We start from the raw sequence: 17,396 nt of genomic DNA on the forward strand, positions 1-17,396 counted from the left end.
ATAGTAAGTAAATATAGCAAGGAATCGAAACTCTGGTGCATGTTGTCCATGATTCCACGGTCCTGACCGCATTCTAGCAAAAAAGGATGTCAATAATAATTAACAAACGTTAACGATTCGACAAAAAATTTATCTCGGATGAGTCCCCTCGGATTGCAAGAAAAAAAGCGGGGATTGCCATGGAACGCAATCACCGCTTCTTATCGCTACCTACCGTGGGCTCCGCTCTTCGTATCGTCTATTCTTCCAGAACCGCCGCCCCTTTGCGGTACCGGTTCGGCGACACCCCCATCACCTTCTTAAAGGCCGTGCTGAAATAATGCTGGCTGTCATACCCCACCCTCTCCGCGATGTCCAGGATGCTCAGCTCGGTGGCGTTGAGCAGCTGGATCGCTTTCTGAATCCTCGTCTGGGTCATGAGCGTGATAAAGGACGTGCCCAGCTCTTTCTTTAGCGTCCGGCTCAGATAGACCGGCGATACCTGCAGGGCCTGGGCGAAAGATTCCAGCGTCAGCTCCCGAACGGCATACTGTTCCTGGATGAGCTGCCGGGCACGCCGTACCAGCGGAGACAGCTGCGCCTCCTTGAATACCCCTTCCCGGCAAGCCTCGTAGGCGGCCGCAACCGCGCCGCCGTCCGCCCCTTCCGAAACCGGCTCCAGATGTACATTCACGGCCAGCTTCAAGTACTTCTGGATCAACTGCTCGGCATCGGCCGCAATCTCTATATCCGCTTCTCCCCAGCAGCAAATGCCGATCCAGCCGGTATGGTCCCGGAATAAAACGCAGGGTGCGGGATGAAACAGCTCGGCGATTATATTTTCCATCGCGAACAGATACAGCTGGCGGTCGCTTTCCTTCATCAACGGCTGCGGAGCCGTCATCTCCGGCCATCTGGCAATGCCGATCCGGGTGGGACGGCAAGGCGGCAGTCCCAGGAACTCCAGCTGCTCGATCGCCTCCTCCTCATCCAGCAGGCCATGCATCCATTCGAGGCAGAACCGTTCCCGCAGCAGCGGAATGTTCTTCTCGATTTGCTCCGACGCCTTCTTCAGGTAGCTTTCCTGGATTTGATGGTCGTTCAGCTCATCCCGAACGCTCCCGAGCACCTGGATCAGGTGCTCCGCATTTACCGGCTTCAATATATAATCCTTAACGCCAAGCCGGATCGCTTCCTGCGCATAAGCAAATTCGTCATGGCCGGTAATAATGACGAACCGGCATGCGGGGCGTTCTTCCTTCATTCGCTTCATGAGCCCGATGCCGTCCAGGAACGGCATATTCATATCGACCAGCATAATGTCAATCGGCTGGCTGAGCGCAAGCTCCAGCGCTTCCTCGCCATCCTCCGCTTCGGCAGCCACTTCCATGCCGAGTGCCCCCCAGTCGACCGCATCCCGAATCCCTTCGCGGATAATCGGCTCATCGTCGGCAATCAAGACTTGATACGCTTTCTTCATCGTGAGTCTCTCCCATCATGATCGGAGGACGAAGGAACGGCATGCAGCAGTGGATGCGTAATCCGTACCGTGGTTCCCTCGTTCTCTATACTGTCAATCGTGATTCCGTACGTCTCCCCGAACGTTAGCTTGATACGGGCCTGCACATTCAGCATGCCGTAGCTGCGGCTTCCTCCCGGCCCTTCTACCGGGGTCGCCTCCATGGCCGTTACCGGATCGGAAAGCTGCCTGCGAAGCGCCTCCAGCCGTTCCTTCGGCATTCCTGCTCCGTCGTCCCGTACGGCAAGCACCAGCACATTTTCCTCAACATCCGCTTGGATCCAGATTCGCCCCGGGCCTCTTCGGGCCTTAATTCCGTGATATATCGCGTTCTCTACCATCGGCTGGAGAATCAGCTTCAGGACGTACAGTCTCTCGGCTTCAGGCGAAAGCTCCATCTCAACCTGCAGCCTGTCGCGGTAACGCGTCTTCTGGATTTGCAGGTAACTGCTGATATGCGTCCATTCGTCGGACATGGGAATGATATCATCGCCTTTGCTGAGCCCGACCCGAAACAGCCGCGATAAGGACTCTACCAGATCCGATACATCGTCCGCCCCTTTCTTGCGAGCCATCCAATGAATCGTATCCAGCGTGTTGTACAGAAAATGCGGCTTAATATGCGCCTGCAGGCTGCGCAGCTCCGCCTCGCGCTTCTGCCTCTCCCGCAGCTCGCTCAGCTTCATCAGCTTGCGGATCTGCTGGAGCATGCGGTTAAAGCTGCGGCCAAGCATGCCCACCTCATCCTGCCGGTTTCCCCAGTAGCGGATCGTCAAATCCCCGGATTCGGCTTTTTGCATGAAGGACATAAGCTGCCAGATCGGCCTGGATATGGACTGCGAAAGCGTGTAAGACGCCGTTACCCCAAACAAGCACACCACAAACAAGAAACAGATCATATAAAAACGAATCTCCCGCACCTCATAGACCGATTCGCTGGTTGGAAATACGCCGATCGTCCGCCAGCCGGTAAAGGAGGAGGTGCCGTATATCAGTTGCAGCCGTTCCCCGTTCACCTCGCGAATCAAAGCGCCGCTGTCCTCTTCGGGAAACCACGAAGGCGGAATGGACGGAATGATGGAATCCTCCGGGGTATAAATGCTGGAGCCGCCAGCCTCTGCCACCATCAAATAACCGCTTTTTCCGAGCGTCACATCCCGGACCGTCCTAGCGACCGCCCGCAGCTTCAAATCGATCAATACCGCGCCGGTCACTTCCCTCGTATCCGGATCCACAAACGAGCGTACGACCGACACCAGCTCCTCGTTGCCGTAATGAACATGGGTGGTGACGTTACGGTCTGCCGGATGGCCGAGCACGGTAAAGATCCCTTCGTTTAAAGCAGCCTCGCGGTACCATTCTTCCTCCGTCAAACTCGCCGGACTTCGTGCATACATTTCGTTACTGATATAGGCTCCTTCGCGATTGACCAGAAGAATGGAGGCGATTTCCGGATACAGCGTCGTGAAGCCTTGAAGGTACCGCTTAATCTCGTAATTCTCCTCATTATCCTGCTTGACCAAGGACGTTTGCGGGATGTAGGTTCCCGCAGGAATATCGGCTCCTGCCGCCGGCTTATCGCCTTGAATGTCCCCTTGCAGAAACCGTTCCGTGCGAGGATCAAAGCCGATCAAATACGTAATGTTCTGAAGATTCTCCATATCACTGTCCAAGGTTTGGTTGACCTTTCCGATCAGTTGAATGGTATTCGAGGTTACCTGCTGGTCCACAATGCGGTTTACCGTCCAATTGACAAGAACGCCAAGGGCGATGGAGGGCAGGATTCCAACCATGAGGAACAGGATGACCAGCTTGTACCTCAGCGGCAAATCCCCGAACCGCAGCCAATGCGAAAAGCCCTCGCGCCAGGATTCCACTCTGCTATTTCGCATAATAATCATTCACATTCTCTCGGGTCACAATCGAGATCCCGGTGTCCACCCTCACGGGAAGCGGGGATACATCATTGCCGAGCGTCGGGGCCGGTACGGTAAGTCCGTGATGCAGGTGAAATAAATACTGCAGGGACCAGTAGCCCATATTCCACGTCCCCTGAGCGATCGTTGCCGCGATGGTTCCGTCGGAAATCCGGTCCAGCGTCCCTTTGTTCGTATCGAATCCAATGATGGTCACCCGGCCCGCCTTACCAGCGCCGATAACGGCATCCGCCACGCCCATTCCGCCGCTGGCCTCCGTCACGAAAATCCCCTTGAGATCCGGGTGCTTGCCCAGCATATCCGCGGCAGCCTCTTTGGCTACGAGAGTGTCCCCTTTCCCTTCCCTGACCTCCACCACGGACATGGAAGGATATCTCTGCGCCAACGTGTCCCTGAAGCCTTCCGAGCGGTCGTCATGGTTCTGCTGCCCGGGCTGGGTCACAATTCCGATTTCCCCTTCCCTGCCGAGAAGCTGCGCCATCTTGTCCGCGGCCGCAACCCCTGCGTTGTAATTATTGGTTGCAAGAAAAGAATACGCCTTGCTGTCAGGTGCATCCGCATCGAACAGGACGACCGGAATCCCGGCATCCACGGCCTTGTTGATCGTAGACGTCAGCGCCTTCGAATCGATGGCCGACAAGGCGATGCCGGCCGGACGCTTCGCGATGACCTGCTCCAGAACGGTAATCTGTTCCTCCACGTCATATTGCGTGGACCCGCGATAATCGACGGTTACGCCGAGCGCATCCCCTCCATCCTCGAAGCCCTTCAATATATTTTTCCAATATTCCATCCCGGATTGAAATGTGACCATAACGTAATTCTCGCCCATGCTGCCGTGCAGCCCGCCTTCCTCCCAGGCCGAGGAGCGCTTGTCTTCCAGCCTGTACATGAACACATAGGTGAGAAAAGCCAATATAAGGGCGCCGTACACCAGCATCATCTTCTTCATGAATGAGTCCCCCGATTCTTGATCCTTCGTGTGCCATCCACCAGTTGCAACCGGTTACATATCGTATAATGAATATACTGCAATTCTCTGAAAAAGATCAAACGCTTTCTAGAATTTGGCAGCGTACAACAGCAAAAAACAGGCTGTTCCAGGTTCCCCTTAACCATGTTCACAGCCTGTTTCTATGATTTTAAGCATCTGCATTTCGTTCCTGCAGGAACGAGGTTTGGGTTGCCCGTGCTGCTCACTTAGCCGGATAGATGCTAATGCCGTGCATAAATAAACTCACCACGTGACGCGCAAGATCCTCAGGAGTCCGCTTGCCTGTCAGCAGCTGCTGGGAGGTCAGCCTTTCGATGACGCCGACCAGGCACTCCGCAACAATGTGCATGTCGGAATCACGATCAAAGTACCCGTCCTGCTGCTCTCCCTTCAGATTTTGCTCAATCATGGCTGCCATTTCAGCCTTTACGATGGCGGAATCATCCCCGATGAAAAAACCGATTTGCGTCAAATCCGGGTCCTTGCCAAGAAACGTGAACAATCCCGTAAGCACGCCAAGCAAACGCCCGGCCACATGAGCCTCATCGATTCCGCTCTCCAACCGGCTTCCCTCGATCAGGCCTTTAAGCTCCGAACGAAATTTCTCCATCAGTTCCCTGAAAATCGCCTCTTTGCTCTCAAAATACAAATAGAATGACGGCTGCGTCAATCCTGCCCGGGAAACGATGGTGCTGATCTTGGTCTGATGGTATCCTGACTTCGCAAATTCATTGGCGGCAACAATCAGTAGTCTTGCCCGGCTTTCTTGTCCGTTCGCACCCTTCTTCCGCAAAGCTATCCAACCTCCGAATCTACCCATGATGTATGTATGCTAGTTACCCTTCATTATACTCTATATCGGAAAGTTGCTGCTACACATAAAGAGTCCCGCCTGGACCGAAGACTTTACATCGCCCCCGGAACGTTATAACGTAAAAGGGATAAGTTGCTTAACGTTTCAGCCAAAAAGGAGATTAATCACATGCAGGAACATACCCAATCCAACTCGGTAGATACAATCGAGTCATATAGCTCGGCCCCGCATTCCTCCAAGCGCGTGCTTATCATCACGGCGGTTGATGCCGAAAAAGATGCCGTGTTGCGCGGGCTAAAGAATGCGTCCGGATTCGAGGTTATCGCGGGCGGAGTCGGTCCGGCGGCCACGGCTGCCGCTACTGCCCGCCGGCTGATGCAAGCCTCCTACGATTTCGTTGTCAGCGCAGGCATCGCCGGAGGTTTTGCCGGTCAGGCTGAGGTTGGCTCCATCGTCATTGCGGACCTCATCCTTGCGGCGGATCTTGGATCCGAAACCGAAGACGGCTTCACCAGCGTTCAGGAGCTCGGCTTCGGAACGGATCGGATTCCGGTCGATGCTGCCGCTGCCGGCAAGCTTGTCGAGGCCTTGGAGGATGCCGGCGCCGCCGTGACCCTTGGTCCCGTGCTGACCGTATCCACCGCGACGGGAACGGCAGTGACGGCCGCCAGCCTTCTCCGCCGGGTGCCGAACGCCTGCGCCGAAGCGATGGAAGGGTTCGGCGTAGCCACCGCTGCCGCTGCAGCCGGTGTACCCGTGCTTGAGATCCGTACCATATCCAATCAGGTCGGTCCGCGGGACCGCGGCGCATGGAAGATCAAGGAGGCGCTGCAGGCGCTTGAGACAGCAAGTTCATTACTACCGGAGGTGCTACGATGAAAATCGCTTTTTCCCCTTGCCCCAACGACACATTTGTCTTTCATGCCTGGGTTCACGGTCTTATTCCCGGTGCTCCCGAGCTTGATGTATCCTATGCGGATATCGATATCACCAATCATTGGGCGGCCGAGGATCGGGAACATGACATCTTGAAAATATCCTATGCCGCGCTGCCCTGGGTGCTGGATGAATACGCCTTGCTGCCCTGCGGGGGAGCGCTCGGCCGCGGTTGCGGGCCTCTCGTTCTGACGGCGGACAAGCTGACGGACGGAAAGACCCCGGACAGTCCGGCTGCGTTGTCCGGCCGGCGGGTAGCCGTTCCGAGCGAGCGCTCCACGGCTTATCTGTTGTTTCGCCTGTGGGCCGCCCAAAACGTACCCGGAGGACTCGGCGAAATCGTGGTGATGCCGTTTGACCAGATCATGCCGGCTGTCCGCGACGGTGCCATCGATGCCGGGCTGGTCATTCACGAAGCGCGATTCACTTACCCGTCCTACGGATTGAAGCTGATGACCGATCTCGGCAGCTGGTGGGAATCCGATACGAATCTGCCGATCCCGCTGGGAGCCATCGTGGCCCGCAGGTCGCTGGATCTGGCCAGCATCTCGAGCTGGATCCGCTCCTCGGTCGAATACGCCTGGGAACATCCCGGGGAATCCCGGGATTATGTCCTCCGGCACGCACAGGAAATGGACCCGGACGTCGCCGATGCCCACATTGACTTATATGTCAATCCATTTACCGCGGAGCTGGGCGAAGACGGCTATGCAGCAATTTCCGCCCTGCTGAACCGCGCTGCCGATGAAGGGCTCGTGCCGCGGATCGATCCCGCGCTGCTGAAACGTCCGGAATAGCCGGATGATAACCGTATAACGACGTATTCTCTCGAAAGACCGACTGCATGCAGCCGAAGTTTTTCTTGGGAAAGTAGGAGGAGGCTCCCTCCGAAGTCAATACTGTATTTCTCTAAAAATAGAGGAACGCCCATGAGCCCGACCAACCGTGTCCGGCTTCTCTTTTGGCGTTCCTCTTTTTCCTGCCTGCGAATCGTTCATCCGAACTTTCCAAGTCAGAACTTGTTCCTCGCTATCCAATCATACAGCTGCCTGTAAATTCCGATAATTTCATCCATGGGCATCCTCACCAGCCCGCTGGACGATGGAGCTACAAACCCATGGACGCCGTCTACGACGGAGTCCGGCTGGATTCCCCAGTCCGCCTTGGCCTTGCCGCTGTATTCAGTATACACGCCCTTGCCGACAAAACAGGCAACCTCCGGTCTGTATTCCTCCAGCTTCTTCCGCAGCGTCTCTCTTCCGAGCCTATACTCTTCGCGGGTAATGTCTTCCGCGCCTCGGGTGGGCCTGGCTACAATATTGGTGAATCCATAACCCAGTTTAAGCAGTTCCCCGTCCTCTGCGGCTTCATATAAGCGTGGAGTCAAACCGGACTTATGCAGTATCCTCCAAAAATTGTTGCGCGGGTTTGCGTAATGGTGCCCCACTTCGCCCGATCGCAGACTCGGGTTAAAGCCGATAAATACAAGGGTTAATCCATAATCCAGATGATCGCTGACTTCGTCCATGCTTGATTCCTCCTCATCATCTAATCTGGGTTCCCTTAAGTTTAATGAGAGCTCGATGCGGCAGCGCTATTGTTGCGTTTGCGTATTTGGTGAATGCCCATCACGACGGCAACGAGCTCCCAGTCATCGAGAACATCGCTCTCATTCTGCAGCTGATAGGCTCCGGCTTGGAGCCAGCCGCTAATGCGGGAAAATTGGGCGATGCCCCTTCCGGTCTCATCCGTTATTTCATATTCATTGGAAAAGGCAGGCGAAGTGATCTCATACACGCCACGCGCCCCCGCATCGTATTCGAATTTTTTCGTAAAGAAACTCATCCGCATGCGCAGCAGACCCAGTTCTTTCCCATTGCCGCCCGTGATATTCCATTTGTTCGAGAAGAATCGGAACGAGCCGCTGCATACGGTCTCTCCCCCGGCGTTATACACGTCCAGCGAGGAGCCGAAAGCACTCTTCAAGTCCAAGCTTCCTATTACACGACCTTCCCTATTCATAATATCTGTCATCCCCGAGCTAAAAAAGTTATCCTTAAAATACAAATGCATGCCCCTGCTCCCCTTCCTCGATTTCCTGCATCCCTGTTATTCATACAACGATTTGCAGGTTAAATTGTTTCAAATTTTTTGCGGGAAATTCGGGAACCGATCCATGTTTCGATTGTCTAATATTCGAGGTGATGCTATTGGAGACCCTTAAATCTATGGTAGCCGTGAATGATCCAAGCACGCTGCTGAGCGGCTGGATGGAGTCCTTCGGCCAGGACGTGTGGAACTATGCGTTCTTCTTAACGAAACGCAAAGATGCGGCGGACGATATCAGTCAGGACGTGTTCCTTAGGGCTTATAAGCACTGGAATGATTTTGAGGGCCGAAGCTCGGTCAGAACGTGGCTGTTAACCATCACCCGCAATCTTTCCCTGAACTATCTCAAATCCTCCTTCATGACAAGGGTGTCTTTAACCGGCTGGATCACCTCCAAGCAGACCGAGCCTTCCGCGGAAAAAGAGTTCATGGATGCCGCAGCCGTCTCGCAGATCTGGAAATGCGTGATGGAGCTGCCGCCCAAATACCGGGAAGTGCTGATTCTGGAATTCCACTATCAGCTGCCGCGAAAAGAAATGGCCCAGCTGCTCGGCCTATCCGAAGGAACGATCAAGTCCAGACTGCACCGGGCGCGCGCCCGAATGGAAACGATGTTGAAAGGAGCGGATATCCCATGAAAACCGAACAAGAGCCGCAGCCGGATTGGATGCAGGAGCTTGCTTCCCCTCCGTTCAACGAGCCGATGTTCACCGCGAAGATGAAATCCGATGTATCTCAGAGCGCCGCAAACGGCTCCTTAAGCCGTAAACGACGAAGAGCTCCAGCGCGTCTTATCAGCATGACCGCGGGCGTATTGGCGCTGCTTCTCATAGCGGCGGCGTGGGGATGGCGCGAGTCCCCTGCGCTTCAACGGATGATCCCCATCCAGGGCTGGGGATACGCTGCCAAGTGGACTCCCCGCAGCGTATACACGGTGGATGGCGTGGATAAGCTTCAGGTTTTTCCGGGCGGGGAAACTGCAGCGGGCTCTCCGGCCGGAGCCTGGTGGAATTTATTAACCCCGATCCAAGAGCTTGAAGGGAAAACGATCAGCATATCCGCCGTTCACCGGGATACGGGAACTACCATCGAGGAGCTTGCCGAGACAGAGATTACCTCCGATATGGCTTACAATGACTTGACGCGAGTTTCTTCCCGCTTCGCTCTGCCGCTTTCCGGTTTATGGCGTTTCGACGTGATGGTGGACAACGAAAAATATGGCGATATCGTTATCGATGTTCCGGATGGCAGCTGGGAGCCGAGCCCGAGCTTCGTGTCCGGCAGTTATGCCATGACCGGCGTCGAAGGACGATTGGGCTTTATACACTCAGGCCTTATCGCTGGCAAGCCGAACAAATACATGTGGCATTTCTGGGGGCTTGACGAAGAATTAACGGGGGAGCTGGTCATCACCGCCGTGAAACAAAATTCGTCCGAAATCATCGATGTATTTAAATCTCGCGTCGCTCCTTATCCTCATAATGGTGCCGATGCCTCATTGCCGACAACGATGTTACTTCCTTCGTCTGGACTTTGGCGCATTATGGTCTCGATCGACGATCAATTGTTCGGCAGCGTCATTGTCGAAGTTGCTAAACCTTGAATTGGGGAAGCCGCAAGATACATGAGCCGCGGACCCTTAACACAAGCATGCCTCATGACAAGCCTCCTCGTGCAATCATGGAGGAAGCCGCTGCCTTGACCCTGCCGTTGAAATGAAACGGATTCCATTAAATAAGGCTGCCCCGGTCCGTAGAACATCTACGGAGAACCGGGGCAGCCTTTTTCAAGAGGAATATGACGGTTCATATTCCTCTTGTTCCATCAGCCAATACGCATTATTTCGCTTCCAATGCTTCCTTCGGCACTTCGATCTTGCTGATTTCGTTATGCTTGGAGTAGGCGCTCTTCATTTTCATATCCAAGGATACCTTCTGACCCTCGGCTTCCATTGCCATCACCATGTCCAAATCCGTTGTTACAGGCAGGTAAGATTCCTTCTGCACGCCATAAGTAATATGAATGCTCTTGATATCCATTTGGTCCATCATGGCTTCCATCTGCGGATCGTTGCCCGCTTGGCTCATCATAGACTTGGCAAGCTCCTTCAGATTGTCGCCGGAGACATCCGCCGTCAGGACGTATGCGTCTCCGTCCTCCGTTACTTTGAAGTCCTTAGCGAGGGTCTTGAATTGCTCTACCTGCTGCTCAGGACTCGCACTGCTCGGATCCAGGCTGTCGCGGATCTCTTGCTCCGATTCCTTCGGAACCTGCATCCATTGACCATCCATGAGCATGTAGATGCCGTCTTCCGTTATATACTGCTTCATCTCGACCTTGCCTTCCGGCGAATCCATCACGACGTTCTGCATCATCTCCACCGGCTCTAGCGTAAGCTCCGAATCGAGCGACATATCAACGTTTTGCTCCTGTTTCTCTGCGCCTTCAACAACGATGTGCTGCTTGACATCGGCTTTCATGGCAAAGCTCTTCAAGTTTTTCGAAGCTTCGGCCGATTTTTGAAGAAGCTCGTCAGCGGTTGGCAAAGCCTCCTCCTTCGGCTCTTCTTTAGCCGGCGGCGTCTCTGCCGGAGTCGTCGTCCCTTGTTCCGCTGCAGGCGGTGTTGCGGCATCATCTGCTGCTTTGTTGTCTTTGCCGCATGCCGTCATGCTCATAACCAAAATTGCCCCTAGTAATACTGCCGTCCACTTCTTCAATCGAATTTCCTCCTAAAATATGTATTCCGGATTACTTACCCATTCTATACGATTTGTAACATCCGTTGATCAAAATTTCCGAAAAAGGTACACTAGACCTAATTCTGTTCAGGAGGCGTGCTCGATTGGAAAACATTCTGATTACCGGATATCGAGCCCATGAGCTCGGTATTTACAATAACAAACATCAAGGCATTCCTTATATACGCAAAGCGATCGCCAATCGTCTGGTTCCGCTTCTGGAGGAAGGCCTCCAGTGGGTAATCACCCCCGGCCAATACGGCGTGGACCTGTGGGCCATTGAGGCGGCAATAGAACTAAAGTCCCAATACCCTCACCTGAAATGCTCCATTTTGACGGCGTACCAGAATCCCGAAGAACAATGGAACGATGATAAAAAAGCTTATTTTCAGGAAGTCATGAAGGGGGTAGACTTCTATGCGCCGGTCAGCAAGAGTCCCTACCAGGGGCCATGGCAGTTCACGGCCAGAGACGATTTGCTCCTCCGCAAAACCGATGGCATTCTGCTCGTGTATGACGAAGACGGCGGCGAAGCCAGCCCCAGGTTCATCAAAGAACGCGCGCTGAAGAAGCAGGCCGCGGACGGCTACCGCTTCATCAGCATCGGTTCCGAGGAAATCCAGGCGGTTGCCGACGAAGAGAGCATGTCGCAGGATGATTACTAGGTCGGCTGCCCTCCGGTTACCACTTCGATCCGCCGGAGGAATTGTTATTGTCCCAGCTTGATCCGCCGGACGAATTTCCGGATGGCGAATCCCCCCAGCCGGAACCGCCCGAGGAATGCGAGGAATGCGAGGAACCGGAGGAGCTTCCCCAGTTGGAGCCCGATGACCGGCTGCTGCTCTGCGCTGCCGCTTTGCGGGCGTCCGCCGCGGCTCTTCTCGCTTGATCGGCTGCTCTTTGGAGCTGCTGGGCCGCCCTGCGCTGCTGCTCCAGCATTTCCTGATGGCGAATCTCCCTCTCTACCCGATCGATATATTCCGCGATATTCAACAGTTCATGCGAGGCTTCCGCATACATCCCCTGCTCAAACAACTGCTCGACCCGGAGCCGATAAGACTTGTAATTTTTCTTGAATCCCCTGCTGGCCCTCCGCGAAACTTGTTTGAAACGCTGCTCGACCTGCACGGATAATCGTTCGGCTTCCTCCTTCTGACGTACAATGTCTTGAACCCCGTAGGCAAAATGCTCGGCCTCCTGGGTACAGCTCCTCGCTGCGCTCTCCAGATAATCCAGGTCATACAACGGGGATGAGAGCGCATCGCCCACGGTCTGTACATTTCTCCAAAATGAATCAGGCAGCCCTAACAGAAGCGAGTGGTTGCTCGTGACTACATTATGAATCTGCAGGGTCTTCTGCTGACTGACAAACACTTCTTGAGCCGCCGCCAATTCATGGCGTACAGCCTGGAGCCGATCATCCAGGCCTTCAAGCGTTTCCTTCATTTCCCGTACCCATTGCAGCACGCGGGCCATCGTCATTGACTCGTCCTCGATGATCTCGCTCGCCTCTTCGAACTCCTGCACCTCGTCGTGCGTCAAGCGTTCGGCCTCCGGAAGTTTACCGTCCGCCATGCGGACCCCCTGCGATTCCTTCGCCAAGGCCTGCTCCCAGCTTTGCCAATGCCTCGGCACATACTGGCTTCTGCAATGATTCAGCATCGATTGCAGCACGGAGCTTTCGTTATGAAATTGTTGTATTTGCCCGTATAACCGATCCAAATCGTTTCGATTCTGCCTTCTCAGCTCCGCCTGCCGTCTGGTCATGCCCAGCGCCTCTTTCAGCATAGCGTGCGCACGTTCCGAAGACTTGCGAACTTCACCCATATTCCCTTGTCGGAGATAATTTTCCAGTTGGTTCATCTGCTCCCTTGCATCATCCAGCCGCTCGAAAGGCCGGACCTTGATCCGATACAACTGGTGGGTCTCTATGATTTTAACAATCTCGGCGCGAATCGCCGCCGACTGATCCGAAAATTCATGAGCTTCCTTAACATAAACAGCCACGTCTTCGATGTTGCTCTTGCTCATGGAGTGCTTCTGCTCGGCTGCCTTTAGAACCTCCTGCGCCTCCAGCGGGTCAAACAGCTGGAGCTCGACGGCGTGCTGAATATCTTGTTCCAGCCCTTCAAGCTCCTGGTACAAGATCGGGAAGGGATATCCCGTATCGGCTGCTGTCCGGTCAAGGGTTTGCTTAAGCACCGTGTAATCCGCGTGCAGCTCCGTGGTTCTCCCTTTCGCCGTTTTATCGGCATGCTCGATGACGGTAATCCGGTTATCTTCGGCCTTGATCCCATGCTCCAGCCGATCGGCGATTTTCGAAAACCGCTGGATGGCTTCATCCATGGAAGCATAACGCAGGATGAAAATCCGGGTCTCCTGCAGCTCGGTACTACTCTCTGCGGCAGCCACCATAAACTCGGACAAACGATCTGCGATTTCCTGCACCGCTCTGCCTGTCCTGCCTTGAGCAATCCCCTGATAGGCGCCTACCTTCTCGAGACTTGCGTTGCATTTGACCAGCAATTCAGCGAACTGCTCCGAAATCATGGACAGTTTCCGCTTTTTAAGGTAACCCCTGATCAACATAAAGACTAGCGTGATTCCCAATCCCCCAGCAACCATTTCAATCCATGGGAGCTTCGGAAGCTCGATCTTCAGAGGAGCGGCAGTATCTGCCGTGGACGTTGACCGGGTTGTTTCATCCGTGGTTTTGACATTCCCCTTGTTCTCGGGTGTCGGTGATACCGCTTCGGCCTTACGATCATCTCCCTGAACGGGAACTTCACCGGCAGGCAGAGCTGCCAGGCGATGGACCTGGTGGATCATGCTCGCGCTGGCCTTCGAGAAACTTCCCTCTTTCGCATGCGGTATGAAATAAGCGTCCAGCATGGCGGTTATGGCGGAACTGCCGGTACCCTTCCCCTTATTCCTGCTCCATTCGTCGATGGCTTGCTGCAGCCGCGGATTGTTAAAATTGAATTCCACGCTCCGATCACCCGAAGAGATCAGCAGCAAAACATCCGCCGTGCCCAAATTCCAGGCATCGTACGCTGCATTGGCGTAATCCGTCGGACTTTGACCATCCAAACCCGGAACCGTCAATACAAAGACATGGATCTGCTCCCCATTGGCGATTTTACTCAAATACTGCCGCTGCGACGAATCAAACAAGCCGGCCGTATCTCGCACCAGCCCTTGTTTGGACGGAATACCCGCGGCCCATACCGATGTGCCGGTCCCTATGATCAGAACCAGCATGACAATCAACCATCGCATACGTTTCATTTCAAGCCTTCTCCCCCATTCCTACAAACAAATGAACTTTCTATATATATCGGATATCCAAGCCAACATAAAAAGCCATCTTTCAACTTTGCCCACGTCCGTCTAAATCGGTCGTCCCCAAGGTTTACGCAATAAACCTTGGTATCGTGTCAAATTTTTGAAAAATGGCTCTTTTCATGTTTTCTCTATGCCAGCAGATAGTCGTCAATGCTGGTATGCGCATAACCATGAGCTGCCGCCACGGCTCCATAGGTCACTTTGCCTCCGATGACATTGATGCCCTTGGCCAGCGCCTTGTCATGGCGGGCGGCAGACCGGATTCCTTTGCTTGCTATTTTCAACCCGTAGGGTGCCGTTACATTGGTCAATGCCATGGTGGAGGTACGGGCTACGGCGCCCGGCATATTAGCAACGGCATAGTGGATGACGCCAAACTTTTCATAGGTCGGATGATCATGAGTGGTGATCCGGTCGATCGTCTCGATCGAGCCTCCTTGATCAATCGCCACGTCCACGATGACCGATCCCGGGCTCATCTCTTTCACCATCTCTTCCGTGACGAGGCGCGGAGCCCGGGCGCCGGGAATCAACACCGCACCCACGACGAGATCGGCAGCCTTAACCGTTTCCGCAATGTGATACGGATCGGACATGATCGTTTTGACCCGCCCTTGAAAGAGATCATCCAGCTGACGAAGCCGGACGGGATTAATATCAAGAATGCTGACGTCCGCACCGAGTCCCAGCGCAATTCGTGCCGCATTGGTGCCGACGATGCCGCCTCCGATGACGGCGACCTTACCAGGTGCAACCCCCGGGACGCCGCTTAGCAGCACGCCTTTGCCGCCATGCGCCTTCTCCAGGAAATGCGCCCCGATCTGAATGGACATTCTTCCCGCCACTTCGCTCATCGGGGTCAGCAGCGGCAAGCTGCCATCCGCCAGCTGTATCGTTTCATAAGCAACGGCGCTCACCTTACGGTCCACCAGCGCTTTGGTCAGCTCCGGTTCGGGGGCCAGGTGCAGGTAAGTGTATAGAATCATTTCCTCCTGGAAGTAGTCATATTCCTCCTGCAGGGGTTCCTTTACCTTCACCACCATCTCGGCTTTCCAAGCCTCCGCAGCCGTTGCAACCACTTTGGCTCCGGCCGCCTCATAATCTTCATCGGTAAAACCGATCCCCAGACCGGCTCCGGATTGTACAAGCACTTCATGCCCGGCATTCCTGAAACTGATAACGGTACCCGGCGTCATGCCTACGCGGTTTTCGTTATTTTTGATTTCTTTGGGAACTCCAATAATCATTCCCATGGCCTCCTTCGTGGTCAGCTTTGCCTATCTAATTGCATTGTACCCATTTTTACCCAAACTGTGTACCTGTCTAAGGTCAGGGATTGTCCATCCGAATTTTTATCTATATATCCGTAGTATATGCCGGGACAAGAAGAACGACATACAAAAAATCACTCCCGGCAGACGGATTATAACGGATTTTTGTCCGTTATACCATCCTCTGCCAGAAGTGATACCATACTTGCGTATACATGTAAGACTTGCCTTCGCTGATGTGCAATCAGCTTACACTTTTTCGCGATCTTTCCCTTTATCGGATTCACCTGCGTTTTTATTCGCTTTCTCCCGATCGAGCTGCATCTCCTCCACCGTTTTCACCTTGAGTCTGGCTGCTCCTTCATACGAGCGGGTCGGGATCAGATTGCCGGCCGCCAGGCGTTCCTTCGCCTCGGCGATCGAAGCCGAATACTGAGGAAGCCATGCTTCACCGGCTACCAGCATTTCATCGACCAGCTGCCAGATTTCCTTCGGATTGCATACCGCCCCGATCAGCGGATCCATCATAAAGGCCTGCCGAAGCAGCTTGTCATCTCCATGAACCGCCGCTTCAACCGCCAGCCGTTGAACGGATATGCTTACGCTGCATACGGCAGCCGGGCCAAGAGGCAAATTCCCGACAAGCGGCATGGAAATGCCGTTGCGGTCAACGTATCCCGGTGCCTCGATGACGGCATCCTCCGGCAGGTTAGCGATAATGCCTTCATTCACAACATTAAAGTGTCCCCGGTATACCCTGCCGGTCTCCAAGCCTTCAATGATGTAGGAGCCGTGCTCCTCTCCCCGGTGCTCCGGCTTGAATTCCATTGCCGGATCCTTCATCCAGTTCGGGAAATCGGTCTCGAACCAGTTGCGCCCCTCGGTGCAGACTCGCAAATACCCGCCCGTCTCTCCGTTGATCCAGCTGCTGAGATCAATCCACTCCGTAATTTCCTCCGGCCGTTTGCGGTACCAAGGCACGTATTCGCTTAGATGGCCGTTGGATTCGGTGCTGTAATATCCGAAACGACGGAGCATATCGATGCGGACCTTCTCCGTCCTGCTGTATTCGGGATGGCGCTCGAACGCCTCCAGCAGCCCGGCCGTCAAGTCCTTGCCTTGATGCGAAGCTTGAATATACCAAGTCTGATGATTGATTCCGGCACAGACAATATCGACGTCCTGTTTCTTTAAACCGTAAACCTCGGCAATCTGGTGGTGCCCATGCTGCACGCCATGGCATAAACCCACCGTCCGTACGCCTCCATACTGATTGCATGCCCATGTCAGCATGGCCATCGGATTCGAGTAATTCAGCAGCAGGACATCGGGCGCGCACACCTCGCGAATATCCCGGCAGATGTTCAGCATCTCGGGGATTCCCCGCTGGCCGTACATGATGCCTCCTGCGCAGAGCGTGTCGCCCACGCACTGATCGATGCCGTATTTTAGCGGAATGTCCACATCCGTGCGGAATGCCTCCAGACCGCCCACGCGGATGGTGCAAATGACGTATTTGGCATCCTGCAGTGCCTGCCTTCGATCCGTGGTGGACTGGATCGCAATCGACAGCCCGTTCTCATTAATGTCCCGCTGACATAATTCCGTGACCATCTCCAGGTTATGCCGGCTGATGTCGGTGAAAGCGACCTCGATATCACGGAACTCCGGTACGGTCAGCAAATCGCGCAGAATCCCCCGGGTAAAGCCGATGCTTCCCGCTCCGATAAAAGCAACCTTAAATGACATTTTAT

At 54.3% G+C, this 17,396-nt stretch carries 15 protein-coding genes; 5 read left to right on the forward strand and 10 right to left on the reverse strand.

Annotated features, from left to right (window positions below; genetic code table 11):
* Positions 1–238: 238 nt before the first annotated feature.
* The 4 genes from HMPREF9412_RS11635 to HMPREF9412_RS11650 all read right to left on the reverse strand — a co-directional run bounded on the left by HMPREF9412_RS11635 (position 239) and on the right by HMPREF9412_RS11650 (position 5,222).
* On the reverse strand, positions 239–1,459 hold the full coding sequence (locus tag HMPREF9412_RS11635; protein WP_009591734.1) for a response regulator: 1,221 nt from the start codon (positions 1,457–1,459) through the stop codon (positions 239–241).
* A complete protein-coding gene (locus HMPREF9412_RS11640) occupies positions 1,456–3,399 on the reverse strand; it encodes a cache domain-containing sensor histidine kinase (protein WP_441295367.1) in 1,944 nt (647 codons plus the stop codon). Before HMPREF9412_RS11640 ends, HMPREF9412_RS11635 begins: the two co-directional genes overlap by 4 nt.
* Positions 3,380–4,387, reverse strand: coding sequence for a substrate-binding domain-containing protein (locus HMPREF9412_RS11645; protein WP_009591655.1), 1,008 nt, complete (start codon positions 4,385–4,387; stop codon positions 3,380–3,382). The genes HMPREF9412_RS11640 and HMPREF9412_RS11645 overlap by 20 nt, the downstream gene beginning before the upstream one ends.
* A 244-nt stretch (positions 4,388–4,631) precedes the next feature.
* Positions 4,632–5,222, reverse strand: a complete 591-nt coding sequence (locus tag HMPREF9412_RS11650; RefSeq protein WP_009591733.1) for a TetR/AcrR family transcriptional regulator — start codon at positions 5,220–5,222, stop codon at positions 4,632–4,634.
* A 189-nt stretch (positions 5,223–5,411) separates the two neighbouring features.
* Between HMPREF9412_RS11650 and HMPREF9412_RS11655 the strand changes: the two genes are divergently transcribed.
* On the forward strand, positions 5,412–6,122 hold the full coding sequence (locus tag HMPREF9412_RS11655; protein ID WP_009591579.1) for a futalosine hydrolase: 711 nt from the start codon (positions 5,412–5,414) through the stop codon (positions 6,120–6,122).
* Positions 6,119–6,976 (forward strand): 1,4-dihydroxy-6-naphthoate synthase, encoded by an 858-nt coding sequence (locus HMPREF9412_RS11660; RefSeq protein WP_009591617.1) that lies wholly within the window; start codon positions 6,119–6,121, stop codon positions 6,974–6,976. Before HMPREF9412_RS11655 ends, HMPREF9412_RS11660 begins: the two co-directional genes overlap by 4 nt.
* Positions 6,977–7,191: 215 nt before the next feature.
* On the opposite strand, the gene HMPREF9412_RS11665 is transcribed toward HMPREF9412_RS11660, so the two are convergent.
* Both HMPREF9412_RS11665 and HMPREF9412_RS11670 read right to left on the reverse strand, forming a co-directional pair.
* Entirely contained in the window at positions 7,192–7,707 is a 516-nt protein-coding gene (locus HMPREF9412_RS11665) for a mismatch-specific DNA-glycosylase (RefSeq protein WP_009591661.1), read from the reverse strand.
* 41 nt (positions 7,708–7,748) lie between these two features.
* Positions 7,749–8,252 (reverse strand): hypothetical protein, encoded by a 504-nt coding sequence (locus tag HMPREF9412_RS11670; protein ID WP_009591702.1) that lies wholly within the window; start codon positions 8,250–8,252, stop codon positions 7,749–7,751.
* 155 nt (positions 8,253–8,407) lie between these two features.
* Here HMPREF9412_RS11670 and HMPREF9412_RS11675 point away from each other — a divergent pair, with 155 nt between their 5' ends.
* Positions 8,408–8,926 carry an RNA polymerase sigma factor gene (locus HMPREF9412_RS11675; protein ID WP_009591721.1) on the forward strand — a complete coding sequence of 173 codons (519 nt, stop codon included), beginning with the start codon at positions 8,408–8,410 and terminating at the stop codon, positions 8,924–8,926.
* A complete protein-coding gene (locus tag HMPREF9412_RS11680) occupies positions 8,923–9,891 on the forward strand; it encodes a DUF4871 domain-containing protein (protein ID WP_009591682.1) in 969 nt (322 codons plus the stop codon). Before HMPREF9412_RS11675 ends, HMPREF9412_RS11680 begins: the two co-directional genes overlap by 4 nt.
* Before the next feature lie 235 nt (positions 9,892–10,126).
* On the opposite strand, the gene HMPREF9412_RS11685 is transcribed toward HMPREF9412_RS11680, so the two are convergent.
* Positions 10,127–11,005 (reverse strand): DUF6612 family protein, encoded by an 879-nt coding sequence (locus HMPREF9412_RS11685; protein ID WP_009591735.1) that lies wholly within the window; start codon positions 11,003–11,005, stop codon positions 10,127–10,129.
* A 125-nt stretch (positions 11,006–11,130) separates the two neighbouring features.
* On the opposite strand from HMPREF9412_RS11685, the gene HMPREF9412_RS11690 reads away from it, so the two are divergent.
* Entirely contained in the window at positions 11,131–11,691 is a 561-nt protein-coding gene (locus tag HMPREF9412_RS11690; RefSeq protein ID WP_009591650.1) for a DUF1273 domain-containing protein, read from the forward strand.
* A 16-nt stretch (positions 11,692–11,707) separates the two neighbouring features.
* Here HMPREF9412_RS11690 and HMPREF9412_RS11695 read toward each other — a convergent pair whose 3' ends face one another.
* From HMPREF9412_RS11695 to HMPREF9412_RS11705, 3 genes are all read right to left on the reverse strand, one after another.
* A complete protein-coding gene (locus HMPREF9412_RS11695) occupies positions 11,708–14,314 on the reverse strand; it encodes a TPM domain-containing protein (protein ID WP_009591685.1) in 2,607 nt (868 codons plus the stop codon).
* A 185-nt stretch (positions 14,315–14,499) separates the two neighbouring features.
* The gene (gene ald / locus HMPREF9412_RS11700) at positions 14,500–15,618 is read right to left on the reverse strand and encodes an alanine dehydrogenase (protein WP_009591645.1); all 1,119 of its coding nucleotides are present in this window, start codon (positions 15,616–15,618) and stop codon (positions 14,500–14,502) included.
* A gap of 273 nt (positions 15,619–15,891) precedes the next feature.
* Positions 15,892–17,391, reverse strand: coding sequence for an alpha-glucosidase/alpha-galactosidase (locus HMPREF9412_RS11705; RefSeq protein WP_009591729.1), 1,500 nt, complete (start codon positions 17,389–17,391; stop codon positions 15,892–15,894).
* Positions 17,392–17,396 lie beyond the last annotated feature (5 nt).

The organism is Paenibacillus sp. HGF5, from assembly GCF_000204455.1.
GTDB classification, from domain to species: domain Bacteria; phylum Bacillota; class Bacilli; order Paenibacillales; family Paenibacillaceae; genus Paenibacillus_AQ; species Paenibacillus_AQ lautus_A.

Bases quoted from the DNA above. Each gene is read 5' to 3' on its own strand.
- HMPREF9412_RS11670 (WP_009591702.1), bottom strand. From the start codon at position 8,252: ATGCATTTGTATTTTAAGGATAACTTTTTTAGCTCGGGGATGACAGAT.
- HMPREF9412_RS11705 (WP_009591729.1), bottom strand. From the start codon at position 17,391: ATGTCATTTAAGGTTGCTTTTATCGGAGCGGGAAGCATCGGCTTTACC.
- HMPREF9412_RS11665 (WP_009591661.1), bottom strand. From the start codon at position 7,707: ATGGACGAAGTCAGCGATCATCTGGATTATGGATTAACCCTTGTATTT.
- ald (WP_009591645.1), bottom strand. From the start codon at position 15,618: ATGATTATTGGAGTTCCCAAAGAAATCAAAAATAACGAAAACCGCGTA.
- HMPREF9412_RS11655 (WP_009591579.1), top strand. From the start codon at position 5,412: ATGCAGGAACATACCCAATCCAACTCGGTAGATACAATCGAGTCATAT.
- HMPREF9412_RS11695 (WP_009591685.1), bottom strand. From the start codon at position 14,314: ATGAAACGTATGCGATGGTTGATTGTCATGCTGGTTCTGATCATAGGG.
- HMPREF9412_RS11660 (WP_009591617.1), top strand. From the start codon at position 6,119: ATGAAAATCGCTTTTTCCCCTTGCCCCAACGACACATTTGTCTTTCAT.
- HMPREF9412_RS11640 (WP_441295367.1), bottom strand. From the start codon at position 3,399: ATGATTATTATGCGAAATAGCAGAGTGGAATCCTGGCGCGAGGGCTTT.
- HMPREF9412_RS11635 (WP_009591734.1), bottom strand. From the start codon at position 1,459: ATGAAGAAAGCGTATCAAGTCTTGATTGCCGACGATGAGCCGATTATC.
- HMPREF9412_RS11675 (WP_009591721.1), top strand. From the start codon at position 8,408: ATGGTAGCCGTGAATGATCCAAGCACGCTGCTGAGCGGCTGGATGGAG.
- HMPREF9412_RS11645 (WP_009591655.1), bottom strand. From the start codon at position 4,387: ATGAAGAAGATGATGCTGGTGTACGGCGCCCTTATATTGGCTTTTCTC.
- HMPREF9412_RS11680 (WP_009591682.1), top strand. From the start codon at position 8,923: ATGAAAACCGAACAAGAGCCGCAGCCGGATTGGATGCAGGAGCTTGCT.